Consider the following 16,888-nt stretch of genomic DNA (forward strand, 5'->3'; position numbering starts at 1 on the left):
GACCGCAGACGCCTTGCGTTCTCTACCGCGGCGGCTAGCCTGAAGGGAGTGACGTTCCTTCGGGAGCCTGCAGATGAACAGGTTGCATGAACGCTTGGCCCAACTCGATCCACCTGTGCGCCATGAGCTGGAGCGGCGCAGTGACGGCCTGCTGATCACGCTCATCGAGGCCGATCACAATGTACGGGTGTCGCGGCTGCTCAGGGCGGACGACATGCGCGAGGTCGAGCAGGTGAATCTGATCCTGCTGCATGCCATCAACGAACTCAGACGCAAGGGTGCCCAGGTGCCCCTCGACAAGGACACCATCCTGCTGACACGCCTGCCCGGCGCGGGTGTCGGCACCCGGGTTGAGCCGTGCGGCTAGTCGGTCAACTCCAGATCCAGCAGCGCCGCGCCAAGACCCTTGCCGTGGGCATCCAGCGCCAGCGAGCGGGTGACGCCGCCGCGCAGGGCGCCGGGCAGCACGAAATTCAGCGCACCCAGGGCAGGCAACTCGTAGCGGCGCGCGGGCGCGGCGTCGGCGGGACGGCTGTCGGCGAACCAGGCGGCGACCCGTTCCGCGGTCAGCGCCTGGCGCAGCCGGTCGAAGTCTTCGTGGCGATAGGCGATCACCGCCATGTTCGAAGTGTCTCCCTTGTCGCCGGTACGGACGTGGGCGATCTCGCGCAGTTTCATGGCAGCGTCTCCAGCTCCAGGGTAGGGATGACGGCCGCACGCGGCCACAGCAGCGAGGCCACGGCGATCACCTCGCGGACCGCCTTGGTGGCGCCACCGCCGCCGGCCGGGCCATTGGTATAGAGGGTTTCCACCTCGTTGCCGATCTGCACCGCCGCGGCGCGGGTAGCGCAGCGCCCGACCACCCGCAAGCGGACCTCCCAGGGTTCGCCGGTAGCGCGCGTGGCCAGGGTCGCGCCGTGCAGGGCGTCGCAGCCGATCAGTTCGCAGCGCAGCTCCTGAACCGGTACGTCGCAGAGTCGCAGACGCTCGCGCACCACCTCAGCCGCCAGGCGGGCGCGGGCCAGGGCGCCTGGTCCGGCGTAGGACAGTTGGCCTTCGCCATGCCAGCCGTCGCGATAACCCACCGAGACCTTGAGCTGCGCGGGTCGTGCCTTGCCTCGGGCTCCGCTGACCGCGACCCGGTCCGGCGCGGACTGCTGCAGGGCAACGCCGGAAAAGTCGGCGGTGACGTCCGGCGTCAGATAGGCCGCCGGGTCGTGTACCTCATAGAGCAGTTGCTCGGTGCAGGTCGCCGGGGTCACGCAGCCGCCGGAGCCCGCGATCTTGGTCAGGGTCGCCTGGCCCTCGGCGTCCACCTCGGCCAGGGGAAAGCCCAGGCGAGCGAGGTCGGGGACGTCCTTGTAACCGGGATCGGCGAAGTAGCCGCCGGTGACCTGACCGGCGCATTCCAACAGATGACCGACCAGGGTGCCGCGCCCGCGACGTTCCCAGTCATCCGCCGCCCAGCCGAATTCATGTACCAGGGGTGCGAGGAACAACGAGGGATCGGCTACCCGGCCGGTGATGATGACATCGGCATCCGCTTCCAGGGCCTGGACGATGCCTTCCACGCCCAGGTAGGCATTGGCCGAGATCACCCGGTCGCCCAGTTCGGCCAGGGTCTGGCCGCTGTCCAGCAGGGCGTCGGCGGGCAGCTGGGCCAGCACGTCGTCGCCGGCCACGGCAGCGATCTTCAGCCCGGTGACGCCCAGCTCTCGCGCCAGGGCCGCGACCTTGCGCGCCGCGGCGGAGGGATGGGCGGCGCCCATGTTGGTGATCACCCGCAGGCGCGGACGATCCGCCTGATTCAGCAGCGGCAGGATGCGCCGCATCCGTGCCTCCAGCAGCGGATCGAAACCGGCCTCGGGATCGGCCAGCCGCGCCTGTTGCGCCAGGGCGATGGTGCGTTCGGCCAGGCATTCGAACACCAGGTAGTCGAGGCGGCCATGCTCGGCCAGCTCCACGGCGGGTTCGATGCGATCACCGGAGTAGCCGGCGCCGCAGCCGATGCGAAGAAGACGGCTCATCTAGAAGACTCCCAGGAGCAGGGCGGTCAGGGTCATCAGCACCGAGGCCGCGAACAGAAAGGGGATGGTGAAGCGCTGGTGATCGGCCAGGTCCAGCTTGCACAGGCCCACCAGCAGGAAGGTCGCCGGGGTCAGGGGGCTGACCGGGAAACCGGTGGTGTGCACCCCGAGCAGCGAGGCCTGGGCCACCTGCACCGGATCGACCCCCAGGTTGCGGCCGACCTCGGCGATCACCGGCATGACGCCGAAGTAGAAGGAATCCGGATCGAACAGCAGGCTCAGCGGCATGGACAGGAAGCCCACCACCGCCGGGATCAATTGCCCGTGGCCAGCCGGGATGCCCGCCACCGCCACCTGGGCCATGGCCTTGAGCATGCCGCTGCCCTGCATGATGCCGGTGAAGACCCCGGCGGCGAAGAGGATGCTGGCCATGGTCAGGGCAGTCTTGGCATGGGCGTCGATGCGCGACTTCTGGGCGTCCACCGAGGGGTAGTTCAGGCACAGCGCGGCGACGGTGCCGAGCATGAACATCACCACCGGATCGACCCAGCCGGCGATCATCACGCCCATCACCACCAGGGTCAGTAGCAGGTTGATCCAGAACCGCCCGGGGCGACGCAGGGCGCGCTCGGCGTCGCTGAGTACCCGCTCCGGTGCAGCGCCCGCGCCGCTGGCGTCCAGCCAGGGCGCCTGGCCGGCCAGGGTCAGGCGCTTCTCCTCGCGGCGGCCGAGCCACCAGGCACTGGCGAAGACAAAGGCCAGACCCACCAGCTGCACCGGGATCAGCGGCTGGAACAGATCGGCCACCGGCACGTGCAGGGCGGCGGAGGAGCGCAGCACCGGGCCCGTCCACGGCAGGAAGTTGACCCCGGCGGCCATGGCGGCCACGCAGGCCAGGATGCGCCGGTCCAGCCCGAGGCGGGTATAGAGCGGCAGCATGGCGGGGATGGTCACCAGGAAGGTCACCGCGCCGGAGCCGTCCAGGTGCACCAGCAGGGCGAGCAGGGCGCTGCCGCAGACGATGCGCGTCGGTCGGGTGCCGACGGTGCGCAGGATGCGGTCGATGATGGGATCGAGCATTCCGGCGTCGGTCATGATGCCGAAGAACAGGATGGCGAAGACGAACATGCCGATCACCGGGGCGACGCCCTTGATGCCGGCGATGATGAAGGCGCTGGTGCCCAGGCCGAAGCCACCGATCAGGGCCGCGGCGATGGGAATGACGATCAGGGCGACCAGGGGCGAGACGCGTTTGCTCATGACCGCGACGAGCAACGCAAGAATGGTGACGACACCGAGCAGGGCGAGCATGGCGGACTCCTTGGACCGTGGCACGGCAGGCGGGCGCACGGGAGGTTTTGTTGTTGTGGGTCCAGTATTCGAAGACGCCGCATCTCCTGTAAATTGGAATCTTTCGAAGCAGCGTTCAGAAAAACAAAATGAAGAATCTGCTCCAGCACGTGCAGGCCTTTCTCGCCGTGGCCCGTCAGGGCTCCTTCGCCCGCGCGGCCGAGGAGTTGCACCTGTCCCCTCCGGCGCTCACCGTGCAGATCCAGCAACTCGAAGCCTGGCTTGAGGTGCAACTGCTCGAACGCACCCCGCGAAGGGTCCAGCTCACCACTGCCGGTGAAGAACTGCGTGGGCCCCTGGAGCGCATCCTGGTAGACCTGAGCGATGTCCAGACCCATGCCCGGGACCTGGCGGGTCTGCGCCGCGGACGGATTACCCTGGCGGCCTTGCCGTCCTTTTTCATGGGCCCCTTTCCCGAATTGCTGAAGACCTTCCAGGCCCGTCATCCGGCCATCGAGGTCCGCCTGCAGGATGTAGTGGCCGGAAGAGTTGAGGCGCTGGTCCGGGAAGGGCAGGTGGATCTGGGCATCGGCGTCCGGCCACGGGCCGTGGGCCTGGACTTCCAGCCGCTGTATGTCGATCACCTGCAGCTGTTCGTCCCCCGCGATCATCCCTGGGCGGGCCGCGCCGAAATCACCCTGGCCGAACTCGACGCCGTACCCTTGCTGCTGACCGGTCGCGACAGCAGCGTGCGCGAGTGCCTGGACTTCGCCTTCGCCGCCGCCGGCCTGCGCCTGGTGGCGGCGCTGGAAGCCAACTACATGAGCACCCTGCTGGCCCTGGTGGCGGCCGGCCAGGGCCTGGCCCTGCTGCCGGAATCGGCGGGCGGCGAGGCCCCGGTGGTGGCCCTGCCGGTCCGTGGCGAGAGCCTGGCCCGGCCGCTGGGCATCCTGACCCCCAGCGGCCGCAGCCTCACCCCGGCGGCTCAGGCCTTTGTCGGCTTGCTCCTGGAGCGGCTGCAGGCAGGCTAATAGTCGAAGGGCTGCCCCAGCTCCTGTTGCAGCCAGTCGAGAAAGCGCCGCACCCGGGCGTAGCGCGAGTGCGCCCGGGGAAACACCAGGTGGTGCGCGGCCACCGGCAGGTCGTCGTCCTGGGGCAGCACCCGCACCAGGTCGCCGCGAGCCAGATAGTCCGCCGCCAGCACCGTGCTCTCCAGGGCGAAGCCCAGGCCATGGCGGGCGGCTTCCAGGGTCATGTAGGAGCGATCGAAACTCAGGGTGTAGGGCCGTTCCGGCAGCGCCAGGCCCTGCTGGGCGAACCAGTTTGGCCACTTCATCAGGGTGGCTTCGGACAGGATCAGCTCACTGTGCAGCAGATCCGCTGGCGACTGGACCGGGCGCTTTTCCAGCAACTGCGGCGCGGCCAGTACCGCCAGGCGTTCGCGTTGCAGGGTGCGGATCTCCAGGTTCGGCCAGCTGGGCAGGCCGTGGCGGATGTCGATGTCGACCTTGTCGCGGCTGAAGTGCAGGGATTCGTAGGAGCAGGAGAGATTGATCTGGAGATCGGGATGACTCTGGCGAAACAGCTCCAGCCGCGGCATCAGCCAGAGCAGGCCGAAGCTCGGCGCCGAGTGCAGCCGCAGGCATTCCAGGCCGGCATCGCTGGCCGCGCGATCCGTGGCCATGGCCAGCCGGTGCAGCACCTCGCTGACCTCTTCCAGGTATTGCTCCCCGGCCGGGGTCAGGGTCATGCCGCGCGCGCCGCGGACGAAGAGGGCGCGACCCACCAGGGCCTCCAGCTTAGCCAGCTGATGGCTGACCGCCGAGGGCGTCAGCGCCAGTTGCTCGGCGGCGCGGGCGACATTGGCGAAGCGAGCGGTCTGCTCGAAGGCTTGAAGGGCTTTCAGGGGTGGCAGGGAAAGCGTCTTGCCAGAATCCATGGGGCGCGGCTCCTGTGGCCAGTTCGAGGCTGATTGTCGAGAGACCAAACCCTGTTGCCAAGTCGCAGGCATGAATTTTATTCAGCACGGTCTGACGCAGGCTGCGTTGCTGGGGCCCTGGGGCAGGGGCACTCTGGCCCTCAGCGACAGCCCTCCACAACAACAAGAAGGATAGCGTCATGCCCCTGAATGCCCTGCTGCTGCAAGACAAGATCGCCCTCATCACCGGCGCCGCCTCCGCGCGCGGCATCGGTCGGGCCACGGCCCAGGCCTTCGCCGCCCAGGGCGCGCGGGTCATCATCCTCGACCTCGACGCCAGTGCCGCGTGGGATGCCGCCGCCAGCCTCGGCGAAGGTCACCTGGGCCTGGCGGCCAACGTGGCCGACGAAGCCCAGGTCAGGGCCGCGGTCGACCAGGCGCTCGCCCATTACGGCCGCCTCGACGTGCTGGTGAACAATGCCGGCATCACCCAGCCGGTGAAGACCCTGGAGATCGGCCGCGCCGACTACGACCGCATCCTCGACGTCAACCTGCGCGGCACCCTGCTGATGTCCCAGGCGGTGATCCCGGCCATGCGCGAGCAGGGCGCTGGCAGCATCGTCTGCCTGTCCTCGGTGTCCGCCCAGCGTGGCGGTGGCATCTTCGGCGGACCGCACTACAGCGCCGCCAAGGCCGGGGTGCTGGGCCTGACCCGGGCGATGGCGCGGGAATTCGGGCCGGACGGCATCCGCGTGAATGCCCTGACCCCCGGCCTGATCCAGACCGACATTACCGGCGGACTGATGCACGACGAGCGCCGCCAGTCGATCATCGACGGCATCCCGCTGGGTCGCCTCGGCGAGCCCAATGACGTGGCCAATGCCGCGCTGTTCCTGGCCAGCGATCTCTCCGGCTACCTGACCGGCGTCACCCTGGACGTCAACGGCGGCATGCTGATCCACTGATCGCCCCCTCGTTTTCAACGCTCTGCATCGAAAAGGGCGCCCGCGGCTGCGGCGCCCATAACAACAAGAGATCAGACCATGACTACGCTCACCCTGGCAGCGGCCACCTCGGCGCGCGCCAATGCCTATCGCAAGACCGCCTGGCGGCTGATGCCCTTCCTGATGCTGTGCTACTTCTGCGCCTATCTGGACCGGGTCAACGTCGGCTTCGCCAAACTGCAGATGATGAACGACCTGGCGCTGAGCGAAGCCGTCTACGGCCTCGGCGCCGGCATGTTCTTCATCGGCTATTTCCTCTGCGAGGTGCCCAGCAACATCATCCTGCACAAGGTCGGCGCGCGACGCTGGATCGCCCGCATCATGATCACCTGGGGCATCCTTTCGGGGCTGTTCGCCTTCGTCGAGACGGCCTGGCAGTTCTACCTGCTGCGCTTCCTGCTCGGCGTGGCCGAGGCGGGCCTGGCGCCCGGTCTGCTGCTCTATCTCACCTACTGGTTTCCCACCTACCGCCGCGCCCGCATGACGGTGCTCTGGTTCGTCGCCATTCCCCTGTCGGGCATGATCGGCGGCCCGCTGTCGGGCTGGATCATGAATCAGTTCGCCGGCGTCCACGGCTGGGCCGGCTGGCAGTGGATGTTCGTCATCGAAGCCATCCCCACGGCAGTGGTGGGGCTGATGGTGCTCGCCTATCTCAAGGACGGCGTGCACCAGGCGACCTGGCTGGACGACGAGGAAAAGGCGCTGATCCAGAAGGAACTGGCCGAGGACAACCAGCACAAGACCGAGCACGCCAGCGTGCGCGACTTCATCCGTGATCGCCGGCTGTGGCTGCTGGCCGCCATCTACTTCTGCGTGGTCATGGGCCAGTACGCCATCACCTTCTGGCTGCCGACCCTGGTGCGCAATTCGGGGGTCGCCGATCCACTGCACATCGGCCTGCTCACCAGCCTGCCCTATATGTGCGCCATCGTCGCCATGCTGCTGGCCGGGCGCAGCGGCGACCGGCACCGCGAGCGCCGCTGGCACCTGGTGATTCCCATGCTGCTGGGCGCCTGCGGGCTCAGCCTCGCCGCGGTTTTCGGCCACAACGTCACCCTGTCGATCCTCAGCCTGTGCCTGGCCGCGGCCGGCATCCTTTCGGCGTCCTCGCTGTTCTGGATGCTGCCCACCACGCTGCTGGGCGGGGTCACCGCCGCCGCCGGCATCGCCGCGGTGAATAGCTTCGCCAACCTGGCCGGCTTCTGCTCGCCCTACCTGATCGGCTGGATCACCACCAGCACCGGCTCCAGCGCCATCGGCATGTTCCTCATCACCGGGGTGCTGGTGATCGGCGCCACGCTGGTCCTGCGCATTCCCGCCGCCCTGGTCAATCGCTAATCGAGGTACAGATCATGACCGTTTCTTCGCCACAGCTCGCACCGCTCTCGCTGGCCGAGCGCGCCCACAACATCCGCCGCCATGCCCTGCGCATGGGCCAGATCCAGGGTCAGGGTTATGTCGGCCAGGCCCTGGGCGTCGCCGACGTCCTGGCCGTCGCCTACTTCCATGCCCTGAGCTACCAGCCACAGGACCCCGAATGGGAAGGGCGCGACCGCTTCTACCTGTCCATCGGCCACTACGCCATCGCCCTCTATGCCGCGCTGATCGAGGCCGGGATCGTGCCGCAGGAAGAGCTGGAGACCTATGGCTGCGACGACAGCCGCCTGCCCATGTCGGGCATGGCCGCCTACACCCCGGGCATGGAGATCACCGGCGGTTCCCTCGGCCAGGGCCTGGGCATCGCCGTGGGCGCCTGCCTCGGCCTCAAGCGCAAGCAGTCCGGCGCCTTCGTCTACAACCTGCTGTCCGATGGCGAACTCAACGAAGGCGCCACCTGGGAAGCGGCCATGTCGGCCTCCCACTGGCAACTGGACAATCTCATCGCCCTGGTGGACGTGAACAACCAGCAGGCCGACGGCCATTGCCGCGAGATCCTGGCCTTCGAACCCCTGGCCGAGCGCTGGCAGGCCTTCGGCTGGTTCGTCCAGCGCGTCGACGGCAACGACCGCGCGGCGCTGGTCGCGGGCTTCGACCGCGCCCGTCAGCACCCCGGCCGGCAGCCCCGGATCATTCTCTGCGATACCCGCATGGGCAAGGGCGTGCCCTTCCTGGAAACCCGCGACAAGACTCACTTCATCCGCGTCGAGGCGCACGAATGGGCCCTGGCCCTCGATGCCCTGGATGCCGGGAGGGACTTCTGATGACTACCAGCACCGCCACCAAGCCACGCCTGACCACCTCGGCGATGATCGCCAGCATCGCCGCCGAGGGCCAGCCGACGCGACCGGCTCCGTTCGGTCACGCCCTGGCGGCCCTGGCCGAACAGCGCCAGGACATCGTCGGCCTCACCGCCGACCTGGCCAAGTACACCGACCTGCACATCTTCGCCAAGGCCCATCCCGAGCGCTTCTACCAGATGGGCATGGCCGAGCAGCTGCTGATGAGCGCCGCCGCCGGCCTGGCCCGCGAAGGCTGCGTGCCCTTCGCCACCACCTATGCGGTATTCGCCTCGCGACGCGCCTACGACTTCATCTGCATGGCCATTGCCGAGGAGAATCTCAACGTCAAGATCGTCTGCGGCCTGCCGGGGCTGACCACCGGCTATGGCCCCAGCCACCAGGCCACCGACGACCTGGCGATCTTTCGCGCCATGCCCAACCTCATGGTCATCGACCCCTGCGATGCCCTGGAGATCGAGCAGGCGGTACCGGCCATCGCGGCCCACCAGGGGCCGGTCTACATGCGCCTCCTGCGCGGCAACGTGCCCCTGGTGCTGGATCGCTACGACTACCGGTTCCAGCTCGGCAAGGCCCAGGTGGTGCGCCCCGGCCGCGACGTGCTGGTGGTGTCCACCGGCCTGATGACCATGCGCGCCCTGGAGGCCGCCGAGGCCCTGGCCGCGGATGGCGTGGACGTCTCGGTGCTGCACGTGCCGACCATCAAGCCGCTGGACGAAGCGACCCTCCTGGCGGAGGCCCGCAAGCCGGGACGGCTGGTGGTGGCGGCGGAGAACCATTCGCTGATCGGTGGACTGGGGGAGGCCGTCGCGACCACCCTGCTGCGTAACGGCGTGACGCCCACCTTCCGCCAGATCGCGCTGCCCGACGCCTTCCTCGACGCCGGGGCGCTGCCGACCCTGCACGACCGCTACGGCATCTCCACCACGGCGGTCTGCCAGCAGATCAAGGGTTGGCTGTAGGGAATAGGGCTGCGGATCGCGCTCGGCGGCGCCCCAGCCCAGCGCCCCACTACCTCAGTGGGGCACTTCGTCTTCACCCAGCTCCCGCGCCAGGCGCACCACAGTGACACCGCTACCCAGGTGGCGGATCGAGGGCTGGATCAGCACGCAGTTGGCGTAGGGCGTACGGATCTCGCGCTCGCCGTCGGTGGCGATCAGGGTGCCCGCTTCGGGGATGGTTTCCAGGCCCTTGAAGTCCTGGGTGAAACGGAAGTCCAGGGTGTCGGCGATGATGGCATCGGTCACCCGCAGAAAACGCTGGCGCGTTGGCTTGGCTACCTGCAGCAGGTCGGCCACCGCCGCCTCGTCCACCACCTCGGCCAGCAACAGGAAGCGGGCGACGCAGTCGAGGGCGATCTGCCGGCTCACGGCCAGCACGTGCTGGCCGGTTTCGATCAGCAGGGCGTTCTTGGGGCTGTCGGGCTGGCCGAAGCCGCCGAAGTCACGCAGGCGCCGACCGTTCTGATGCCCCGCGTCGGCGATGACGAATTCCGGTGTACCCAGCTGGGCGGCCAGCCGCAGCCCTTTTTCCAGAGGACCGGTCATCATCAGGGGGGCGGAATGCTCGTGCATGGAATGGATATCCAGCAGCCAGTCGACCTCATCGATAAGCGGGCGCAGTTGCTGGGCGCGCGCCAGGTCGGTCGTGGTGGCCGGACCCTGGAGGCGCTGTGGCAGCCAGACGCGATTCATGTCCTCTTCCAGGTAGCGGGTGGCGTCGATGTCGTCCGGGTCAAAGGCGTGATAGGCGGCCACGTTGCCAAAGGCCAGGGTCAGCTTGCCGCGTTGCGGACGGATACCTCGGCGCAGCATTTCGTCGACGGCGATGGCGCCGCTGACCTCGTTGCCGTGGGTCAGGGCCATGATGGCCACGTGAGGACCTTCGACGCCGCTGTCGAAGGTGTGGACATAGTCGATGCCGGTGTTGCCGGTCTTCCAGCGGTCGACGTCCGGAAACGCGACTTCGATGGGGTAGCGGGGCAGACCGGCACGGATCTGGGCGAGAGTGGTCATGGCAGGCTCCTAGGGTGGACAGGTCGGGGCCGGGCCCCGGCGATGGATCAGGAGGGGACGTGGCGCCGGGCGCGGGTCAGCGCCAGGATCGATACCAGGCTCAGGGCGGCGGTGGCCATCACGTAATAGCTGGGGGCCAGGTTGTCGCCGCTGCTGTTGATCATCCAGGTCACCACTAACGGGGCGAAGCCGCCAAAGGCCGTGACCGAGAAGTTGTAGCTCAGCGACAGGCCCGAGCCGCGGGTGCGGGTGGGAAAGGCATCGGCCAGCATGGCCGGGATCGGCCCGAGGGATGCGGCGATCAAGACGCCCACCAGCGCCTGGACCAGCAGCAGGGTGGTGATGGAGGGCAGGGCGTTGAGCAGCAGGAACAGCGGATAGGACGACAGGCCGACCAGGGTCATGGCGATGCCCAGCACCCGCAGGCGGCCGAAGCGATCGGACAGGATGCCGAACACCGGGGACATCAGCATGATGGCAAGGCCAGTGATGAAGGCGCCCAGAAAGGAGGAGGTAGCGGCGATGTGCAGCTGCTTCATGGCGTAGGTGGGCATGTACAGCTTGTGCACGTAGTTGAAGGCGGTGGCGCCGGACACCACGCCGATGCACAGCAGCAGCACGCGCCAGTCGGCCTGCAGCAGATCCCGCACTGGGGTCGGCTCCGGGCCTTCGCGGCGGGCCAGCGCCTTGAATTCAGGCGTTTCATCCATCTGCCGGCGGATATAGAGGCCGATCGGACCAATCAGCAGACCGATGCCGAAGGCCAGGCGCCAGCCCCAGTCGTCCAACTGCGCCGGGCTGAGCACATAGCTCAGGACCGCCGCTACGCCAGCGGCGAAGACCGTGGCCAGCCCCTGAGTGGACAGCTGCCAACTGGCGAAGAAGCCGCGCCGACCCTCGGTGGCGTTCTCGGCCATGAAGGCGGTGCAGGCGCCGAACTCGCCGCCGCTGGAAAAGCCCTGCAGCATCCGCGCGATGATCACGATCAGCGGCGCCAGCAGGCCGATCTGGCCGTAGGTGGGCACGCAGGTCATCAGCAGGGTGCCGATCATCATCAGGGCGATGGACAGCGTTAGCGAGGCCTTGCGACCGCGGCGGTCGGTGTAGGAGCCCAGTACCACGGCGCCCAGCGGCCGCATGATGAAGGAGATGGCGAAGGTGGCCACGCTCAGCAGCAGGGAGGTGGTTTCATTTTCCGCCGGAAAGAACTGCCGGCTGATGATGACGGCGAAGTAGCCGTAGATCAGCAGGTCGTAGAATTCCAGGGCGTTGCCGATGCCGGCGGCGCAGATTTCCTTCCAGGAGCCACGCCGGACTGGTGCGCCAGCCTCGGTGCTGGCAAGGGTCGATATGGAGTGCGACATGGCCTGGTTCCCCTTGGCGGAGCGCGGCCGAGGGTGGCGGCGCCTTCACGAGTGAGGTTCAACCTTGGGTCATGGTTGGGGAGTGGCTCAATTGCCGTTTCGGCACAACTGAGGGCCAAGCGGGCACAGGGGCTCAAGAGCCTGCGTGCTGGCGGAGTGCCTGGAGCCGATTATTTCGCCGTGCACCGTTATGGGGCGGTTTCCGCCAGGGTCTGCCAGATGCGTTCGAGGCGTTCATCGTGGCGACCGCGCAGCCGGTGCAGGCAGATGTCGAAGGTGGCGACCAGACTGGTCGATCCCGCCAGCACCAGACTGCCCTGGGCCAGGGACTCGCGTACCACCATGCGGGGCAGCCAGGCCAGGCCGTGGCCGCGCCGCGCCATCTGGTGGATGGCGGGGTAGGAGTCGGCCTGGTAGATCATGCGCATGGCCAGCTTGCCCGGCAGGCGGGCGAGATGCCGGGCCAGGACGCCACGTAGCGCCAGCGACGGTGCGAAGGCCAGCCAGGGTACGACGGGAGCGCCATCGTCCAGACGGTGGCGGGGTTGCCCGCTGGCATCCGGCGCACTGACCGGCAGCAGCTCGTCCTGGCTGATGACCAGGGTGTCGAAGCGTACCGGATCGAGCAGTCGTTCGGTCAGCGGACTGCTGAAGATCAGCATCAGATCGGCATCGCCCGCGGCCAGTCGGCTGATGGCCTCCTGGGCGCCGCTGGTAATGAGCGAGACGGGAAACTCTCCGAAGCGCGCACTGAGGCTGTCGTACCACTCTGGAAAGAAGTCGCTGGCCAGCGTACGGCCCGTGGCAATGCGGATCGGCTGTTCGCGCTGCAGGGCGGTGCCCTGGAACAGCGAGCGGCATTCGCTCAGCCGGTCGACCACCTCGCGCGCCGTTTCCAGTAGCAGCAGGCCCTCGGGCGTCAGGCTGATGGGCTGCTGACGACGGATCAGCGGAGCTCCGCACCAGTCTTCCAGGGCTCGGATACGTCGACCGAACGCCGGGTGGGTGACGAAACGGTTTTCCGCCGCCCGCGAGAAACTACGGGTGCGGGCCAATTCGATGAAGTCTTCCAGCCATTCCAGTTGCATAGATCCCAGGCCTGTTTCGGGGCCAGGGCAGGTTACGGCGTGCCAGCGTTCACCACCAGTCCGGGCCGGGACTCGACGCCGCCCGCCCATCCGGGCAAGGTGGGCAGCTGTCTTCCATCGCCCGCTGGCCGCCATGTCCGATACCGATGAACTCACCCTGCGCAAGCTGGAGATCTTTCTGGCCTTCATGCGCAGCCGGAACCTGGCGCGGGCCGCCGCCGAGCTGGGTACCAGCCATGTCAGTGTGCACCGCGCCATCCATTCGCTGGAGAACGCCCTGCGCTGTCCGCTGTTCAAGCACGAGGGGCGCACCCTGACGCCGCTGGATGGCGCCTTCGTGCTGGAGGCACGGGCCGAGCGGCTGCTGCAGGACCTGGCCGAGACGGTACGCCTCACGCGGCAGGCGGCCGGCTTTTCGGCCGATCGCTTCCGCCTGGGCGCGCTCTATTCGCTGACGGTCAAGACCGTGCCCCAGCTGATCATGGGCCTCAAGCTCAGGCGCAGCGAACTCAACATCGACCTGGTGCTGGGCTCCAACGCCGACCTCGCCGTGCAGCTGCACGACTTCAAGCTGGACGCCATGCTGGTGGCCCTGGACGACGCCGTGGTGGATGCCGACTGCGAGAGCGTCGAGCTGTTCAGTGACGACATCTTTCTCGCCGCGCCCAGCGACTCGCCCTTCGCCGACCAGGCCGAGGTGGACCTGCGCGACCTCGCGGGGGTGCCCTTCGTGACCCTGACCCAGGGCTTCGCCACCTTTCGCGACGGCCGCCAGGTGTTCGCCCAGGCCGGGTTCGAGCCGGAGGTGATCATGCAGGTCAACGACATCTTCTCGCTGATGAGCATGGTCAGCTCCGGGGTGGGCTACGCGCTGTTGCCCGGGCGGGTCGAGGCGGTCTACCAGAGTCGCCTCAAGCTGCTGCCCCTGGCGCCGCGCTACCGGCTGCAGCAGCGCATCGGCGCGGTGTTCCTGCGCAGCCGCGAGCGCGATCCCAATCTGCTGGCCTTCGTCGCCGAATGCCGGATGTACGCGCGCGGCTGACTCCGCGTCTCAACCGCCGACGACGGCGCGGGTCGCCAGGAACAGCAGCGAAGGGCCGAGCAGGCACCCCAGGGCCGTGTAGAAGGCCGCCGTCAGGCAGCCATAGGGCACCAGGCGCGGATCGGTGGCGGCGCGGCCTCCGGCCCCCCCGCGGGGGGTGGCCCTCAGGCCGCCGAAGATTACCGCCGTGCGCGGATTGTTCAGGCCGATGTAGGGCGCCAGGAAGGGCGTGGCGATCATCACCACGATGGACTTCACCAGGCCGGCGGCGATGGACAGCGCCATGACGTCGGAGCTGGCGCCGATGGCCGCCCCGGTGACCGGACCGACGATATAGGTCACGGCGCCCGCGCCGATGGTGGTGAGGCTCACGGCGTCGGTGTAGCCAAAGGCCAGGGCGATGGCGACGCCAGCGATGAAGGAAGAGAACACCCCCATCAGCAGGGCGATGACCCCGGCGATGCCCGCTTCGCGCAGCTCGCGCATGTTGACGCCAAAGGCCGTCGCGGCGATGGCGAAGTCGCGCAGCATGGCGCCGCCGAGCAGGCCCAGGCCGCCCAGCAGTGGCAGGTCGACCAGGCCCTTCTGGCCACCGCTGACGACCCCGCCGACATAGGCGAGCAGCAGGCCGAGAAAGATGGCGATGGCCGAGCCGTGCAGGCGACCGCGGGTGAGTTTGTCGGAGAGCCAGTAGGAAACCCACATGATGACGCCGATCACGGCGAAGGAGGCGATCAAACCGTAGGACTGGGTGGTCTTGCTCAGGGCTTCGATCAGCATGGCGGTCACCGGGCGGTCTGGCTAAGGGAAGCGGGGGTGGCTGTGGCAGGCTTCTTGCGACCCAGGCGATCGAGCACCGGCACCAGGGCGAAGGCGATACCCACTGCCGTCAGGCCGGCGAGGATGGCCATGGGGCCGCTGTGCAGGGCTCCCACCACGTTCTGCTGCGCCGCCATGGCGACCACGATGGGGATGTAGATGGCACTCCAGAACTCCACGCCCTGTTCGGTCTTGGGCGTGAGGCCGGTGCCGCGATTGCTGATCCAGCTGCTGAAGAAGATCAGCAGCAACATGGCGATGCCGACACCGCCGACGTTGGCGGGCACGCCGATGAGCCGGCCCAGGACTTCGCCGGCGAAGATGCCGGCCAGGGTGCAGAGGGAAAGTAAAGCGACACCGTAGATGATCATTGTTGTTGTCCTCGGTTGTGCTTGGGGGTGGGGTGAAGCCTGGCCGCTGCTCGCGCTTTTACCCCCTCTCCCGCGGGGAGAGGGCTGGGGTGAGGGCAGCCGCCGTATGGGGAATGTTCAGTCCGGTCGCGCTGCCTCCTCGCGCCGCAGCGCGTCCAGGGTTTCGGGGTGGGTATCCTGCCAGGCCAGTACGCCGCTGGCGGGCAGTACGCGCCTGGCCAGTTGGCTGAGCACGCTGCCCGGCGCCAGCTCGATGGCCAGGCGCACGCCGCGCTCGCGGGCGGCTTCCAGGGTGGCGTGCCATTCGATGGTCCGCGCCATGTTGAAGGCCAGGTCGTCGCGCAACTGCTCGGCACGCACCAGCCGTCTTGCCGAGGTACCGCTCAGATAGGCCAGCCGGGGCGCGCGTAGCTCGACCTCGGCAAAGGCCTTATTCAGAGTCTGGGCGGCTTCGGCGAGGAGCGGGCAGTGGGACGGCACGCTCATGGTCAGGCGCTTGGCCGCTGCGGCGCCCTGGGCACGCGCGGCTTCGGCCAGCACGGCGAGACCAGCGTCGCTGCCCGCGACCACGTATTGCTGCTCGGCATTGGCATTGGCCAGGTACAGCGGTGCGTCAGGACGGTGGTGGTCAGCGACCAGGCTCTCCACCGCGCCACGCCCCAGCCCCAGGATCGCCAGCATGCCGTAGCCGGACGGGTAGGCCGCCTGCATCAATTCGCCGCGACGGGCCACCAGGCGTAGCGCATCGGCGAAGTCCAGGGCCTCGGCCACCACCGCCGCGGCATAGGCTCCGATGGACAGACCCGCCACCAGCTGTGGCGCCGGTCCGCGGCTCAGCAGCAGGCGCGCCGTGGCGACGCCGGCGATCAGCAGGCACAGCTGCACGGCGCGGGTATGTTCCAGGGCCTGGGCGGAGTCTAGGCTCAAGGGATCGAGGTCCAGCACCGCGGCGGCTTCCGCCAGGGTGCGCCGGACCTCGGCGTCCGCGGGCAGGGCATGCAGCATGCCGGAACGCTGGGCGCCCTGGCCGGGAAACTGGAAGAGGGTACTCATGCGGCGCGTGCCTCTGGCCAGGGATCGCCTACCAGCTGGGGACCGGCAGCGGTCTTGAGCAGCACCCTGGGCGCGTTCGCCGCCCAATCCGCCAGGGCCACGCCGCCGAGGGGGGTCTCCAGCAGGATGTCCAGGCGACAGAGCGCCTGTGTTTGCAGGGACGCCAGCAGGGCCCGCGCCTGGTCGCGCGGCAGCGGGGCGGTGCAGCGGATCAGCAGATCCAGATCGCTCCCCGCATGCAGCGCCGGCCAGCCGGAGGCCAGTTCGTAGCCCGCGGCGCCGGTGGGGCCCCAGGGCAGGCCCAGGTCATCCAGCCGAGTTTGTACGCAGGCAAGGGTGTCGAAGGCGGGCAGATCGCGGCAGCCGTTCGTGATCCGCAGCGCCTCGGGAGACCGCCGCTGCAGCACGACAGCAGGCGCCAGCCAGGCCGCCAGCCGCTCGGCGCGGGTGGTGCCGCGCAGGCCGACCGGGATGCGGTCTGACTCGGGTGCAGCCCGCCGTACCACCACCGGCAGGCCGGTCTGGGCTATTTCTACCGCCCAAGCGGGGGCCTTTGCAGGCAGGGCGTCCGGGGTGAAGCCCCAAAGGAGGTCGTGGGGCCGGTGTTGGGCTTCGCTGCGCTCAACCCAACCTACCTGAGCCTCGCAGTTTGGGTTGAGC

Annotated in this window: 18 protein-coding genes; 7 read left to right on the forward strand and 11 right to left on the reverse strand. The window is 68.4% G+C overall.

What is annotated here, in order from left to right:
* Window positions 1–73: 73 nt before the first annotated feature.
* Window positions 74–367, forward strand: coding sequence for a hypothetical protein (locus QMX82_RS05665; RefSeq protein WP_280307621.1), 294 nt, complete (start codon window positions 74–76; stop codon window positions 365–367).
* Here the strand turns inward: QMX82_RS05665 and QMX82_RS05670 are convergent.
* Genes QMX82_RS05670 through QMX82_RS05680 form a run of 3 tightly spaced genes read right to left on the reverse strand, consistent with a single transcriptional unit; the run spans window position 364 to window position 3,338 of the window.
* The gene (locus tag QMX82_RS05670) at window positions 364–678 is read right to left on the reverse strand and encodes an AtuA-related protein (RefSeq protein ID WP_282281487.1); all 315 of its coding nucleotides are present in this window, start codon (window positions 676–678) and stop codon (window positions 364–366) included. The two genes, QMX82_RS05665 and QMX82_RS05670, sit on opposite strands and share 4 nt — an antisense overlap.
* Window positions 675–2,027 carry an acyclic terpene utilization AtuA family protein gene (locus tag QMX82_RS05675; protein ID WP_282281488.1) on the reverse strand — a complete coding sequence of 451 codons (1,353 nt, stop codon included), beginning with the start codon at window positions 2,025–2,027 and terminating at the stop codon, window positions 675–677. The genes QMX82_RS05670 and QMX82_RS05675 overlap by 4 nt, the downstream gene beginning before the upstream one ends.
* Window positions 2,028–3,338: a CitMHS family transporter gene (locus tag QMX82_RS05680; RefSeq protein WP_208691403.1), complete on the reverse strand. Its 1,311-nt coding sequence runs from the start codon at window positions 3,336–3,338 to the stop codon at window positions 2,028–2,030.
* A gap of 128 nt (window positions 3,339–3,466) precedes the next feature.
* On the opposite strand from QMX82_RS05680, the gene QMX82_RS05685 reads away from it, so the two are divergent.
* Window positions 3,467–4,348 (forward strand): LysR family transcriptional regulator, encoded by an 882-nt coding sequence (locus tag QMX82_RS05685; protein WP_282281489.1) that lies wholly within the window; start codon window positions 3,467–3,469, stop codon window positions 4,346–4,348.
* On the opposite strand, the gene QMX82_RS05690 is transcribed toward QMX82_RS05685, so the two are convergent.
* The gene (locus QMX82_RS05690; protein WP_208691401.1) at window positions 4,345–5,256 is read right to left on the reverse strand and encodes a LysR substrate-binding domain-containing protein; all 912 of its coding nucleotides are present in this window, start codon (window positions 5,254–5,256) and stop codon (window positions 4,345–4,347) included. The genes QMX82_RS05685 and QMX82_RS05690 overlap by 4 nt on opposite strands.
* Window positions 5,257–5,450: 194 nt before the next feature.
* Between QMX82_RS05690 and QMX82_RS05695 the strand changes: the two genes are divergently transcribed.
* From QMX82_RS05695 to QMX82_RS05710, 4 genes are all read left to right on the forward strand, one after another.
* Window positions 5,451–6,200 (forward strand): SDR family NAD(P)-dependent oxidoreductase, encoded by a 750-nt coding sequence (locus tag QMX82_RS05695; protein WP_282281500.1) that lies wholly within the window; start codon window positions 5,451–5,453, stop codon window positions 6,198–6,200.
* A 78-nt stretch (window positions 6,201–6,278) separates the two neighbouring features.
* Window positions 6,279–7,577 (forward strand): MFS transporter, encoded by a 1,299-nt coding sequence (locus QMX82_RS05700; RefSeq protein WP_282281490.1) that lies wholly within the window; start codon window positions 6,279–6,281, stop codon window positions 7,575–7,577.
* A 14-nt stretch (window positions 7,578–7,591) separates the two neighbouring features.
* Window positions 7,592–8,440, forward strand: a complete 849-nt coding sequence (locus QMX82_RS05705; protein WP_282281491.1) for a transketolase — start codon at window positions 7,592–7,594, stop codon at window positions 8,438–8,440.
* Window positions 8,440–9,438 (forward strand): transketolase family protein, encoded by a 999-nt coding sequence (locus QMX82_RS05710; RefSeq protein ID WP_183629841.1) that lies wholly within the window; start codon window positions 8,440–8,442, stop codon window positions 9,436–9,438. The genes QMX82_RS05705 and QMX82_RS05710 overlap by 1 nt, the downstream gene beginning before the upstream one ends.
* Before the next feature lie 54 nt (window positions 9,439–9,492).
* Here QMX82_RS05710 and QMX82_RS05715 read toward each other — a convergent pair whose 3' ends face one another.
* From QMX82_RS05715 to QMX82_RS05725, 3 genes are all read right to left on the reverse strand, one after another.
* Window positions 9,493–10,491 (reverse strand): succinylglutamate desuccinylase/aspartoacylase domain-containing protein, encoded by a 999-nt coding sequence (locus tag QMX82_RS05715; protein WP_282281492.1) that lies wholly within the window; start codon window positions 10,489–10,491, stop codon window positions 9,493–9,495.
* Between the two features lie 47 nt (window positions 10,492–10,538).
* Window positions 10,539–11,855, reverse strand: a complete 1,317-nt coding sequence (locus QMX82_RS05720; RefSeq protein ID WP_282281493.1) for an MFS transporter — start codon at window positions 11,853–11,855, stop codon at window positions 10,539–10,541.
* A gap of 188 nt (window positions 11,856–12,043) precedes the next feature.
* Window positions 12,044–12,943, reverse strand: coding sequence for a LysR family transcriptional regulator (locus tag QMX82_RS05725; RefSeq protein WP_282281494.1), 900 nt, complete (start codon window positions 12,941–12,943; stop codon window positions 12,044–12,046).
* A 133-nt stretch (window positions 12,944–13,076) separates the two neighbouring features.
* On the opposite strand from QMX82_RS05725, the gene QMX82_RS05730 reads away from it, so the two are divergent.
* Window positions 13,077–13,985, forward strand: a complete 909-nt coding sequence (locus QMX82_RS05730; RefSeq protein ID WP_282281495.1) for a LysR family transcriptional regulator — start codon at window positions 13,077–13,079, stop codon at window positions 13,983–13,985.
* Between the two features lie 9 nt (window positions 13,986–13,994).
* Here QMX82_RS05730 and madM read toward each other — a convergent pair whose 3' ends face one another.
* The 4 genes from madM to QMX82_RS05750 all read right to left on the reverse strand — a co-directional run bounded on the left by madM (window position 13,995) and on the right by QMX82_RS05750 (window position 16,791).
* Window positions 13,995–14,762, reverse strand: a complete 768-nt coding sequence (gene madM / locus QMX82_RS05735) for a malonate transporter subunit MadM (RefSeq protein WP_282281501.1) — start codon at window positions 14,760–14,762, stop codon at window positions 13,995–13,997.
* A gap of 8 nt (window positions 14,763–14,770) precedes the next feature.
* Window positions 14,771–15,175, reverse strand: a complete 405-nt coding sequence (madL, locus tag QMX82_RS05740) for a malonate transporter subunit MadL (protein ID WP_208691394.1) — start codon at window positions 15,173–15,175, stop codon at window positions 14,771–14,773.
* Window positions 15,176–15,292: 117 nt separating this feature from the next.
* A complete protein-coding gene (mdcH, locus tag QMX82_RS05745; protein WP_282281496.1) occupies window positions 15,293–16,228 on the reverse strand; it encodes a malonate decarboxylase subunit epsilon in 936 nt (311 codons plus the stop codon).
* Window positions 16,225–16,791, reverse strand: coding sequence for a malonate decarboxylase holo-ACP synthase (locus QMX82_RS05750; RefSeq protein ID WP_282281502.1), 567 nt, complete (start codon window positions 16,789–16,791; stop codon window positions 16,225–16,227). Before QMX82_RS05750 ends, mdcH begins: the two co-directional genes overlap by 4 nt.
* Between the last annotated feature and the right edge of the window lie 97 nt (window positions 16,792–16,888).

The organism is Pseudomonas sp. PS02302 (assembly GCF_029959585.1).
GTDB lineage: Bacteria > Pseudomonadota > Gammaproteobacteria > Pseudomonadales > Pseudomonadaceae > Chryseomonas > Chryseomonas aestiva.

Excerpts from the sequence above, each read along its gene's own strand:
- QMX82_RS05700 (WP_282281490.1), top strand. The coding sequence starts at position 6,279 with ATGACTACGCTCACCCTGGCAGCGGCCACCTCGGCGCGCGCCAATGCC.
- QMX82_RS05715 (WP_282281492.1), bottom strand. The coding sequence starts at position 10,491 with ATGACCACTCTCGCCCAGATCCGTGCCGGTCTGCCCCGCTACCCCATC.
- QMX82_RS05685 (WP_282281489.1), top strand. The coding sequence starts at position 3,467 with ATGAAGAATCTGCTCCAGCACGTGCAGGCCTTTCTCGCCGTGGCCCGT.
- QMX82_RS05725 (WP_282281494.1), bottom strand. The coding sequence starts at position 12,943 with ATGCAACTGGAATGGCTGGAAGACTTCATCGAATTGGCCCGCACCCGT.
- QMX82_RS05730 (WP_282281495.1), top strand. The coding sequence starts at position 13,077 with ATGTCCGATACCGATGAACTCACCCTGCGCAAGCTGGAGATCTTTCTG.
- madL (WP_208691394.1), bottom strand. The coding sequence starts at position 15,175 with ATGATCATCTACGGTGTCGCTTTACTTTCCCTCTGCACCCTGGCCGGC.
- QMX82_RS05690 (WP_208691401.1), bottom strand. The coding sequence starts at position 5,256 with ATGGATTCTGGCAAGACGCTTTCCCTGCCACCCCTGAAAGCCCTTCAA.
- QMX82_RS05670 (WP_282281487.1), bottom strand. The coding sequence starts at position 678 with ATGAAACTGCGCGAGATCGCCCACGTCCGTACCGGCGACAAGGGAGAC.
- QMX82_RS05705 (WP_282281491.1), top strand. The coding sequence starts at position 7,592 with ATGACCGTTTCTTCGCCACAGCTCGCACCGCTCTCGCTGGCCGAGCGC.
- QMX82_RS05680 (WP_208691403.1), bottom strand. The coding sequence starts at position 3,338 with ATGCTCGCCCTGCTCGGTGTCGTCACCATTCTTGCGTTGCTCGTCGCG.
- QMX82_RS05675 (WP_282281488.1), bottom strand. The coding sequence starts at position 2,027 with ATGAGCCGTCTTCTTCGCATCGGCTGCGGCGCCGGCTACTCCGGTGAT.
- QMX82_RS05720 (WP_282281493.1), bottom strand. The coding sequence starts at position 11,855 with ATGTCGCACTCCATATCGACCCTTGCCAGCACCGAGGCTGGCGCACCA.
- mdcH (WP_282281496.1), bottom strand. The coding sequence starts at position 16,228 with ATGAGTACCCTCTTCCAGTTTCCCGGCCAGGGCGCCCAGCGTTCCGGC.
- QMX82_RS05710 (WP_183629841.1), top strand. The coding sequence starts at position 8,440 with ATGACTACCAGCACCGCCACCAAGCCACGCCTGACCACCTCGGCGATG.
- QMX82_RS05665 (WP_280307621.1), top strand. The coding sequence starts at position 74 with ATGAACAGGTTGCATGAACGCTTGGCCCAACTCGATCCACCTGTGCGC.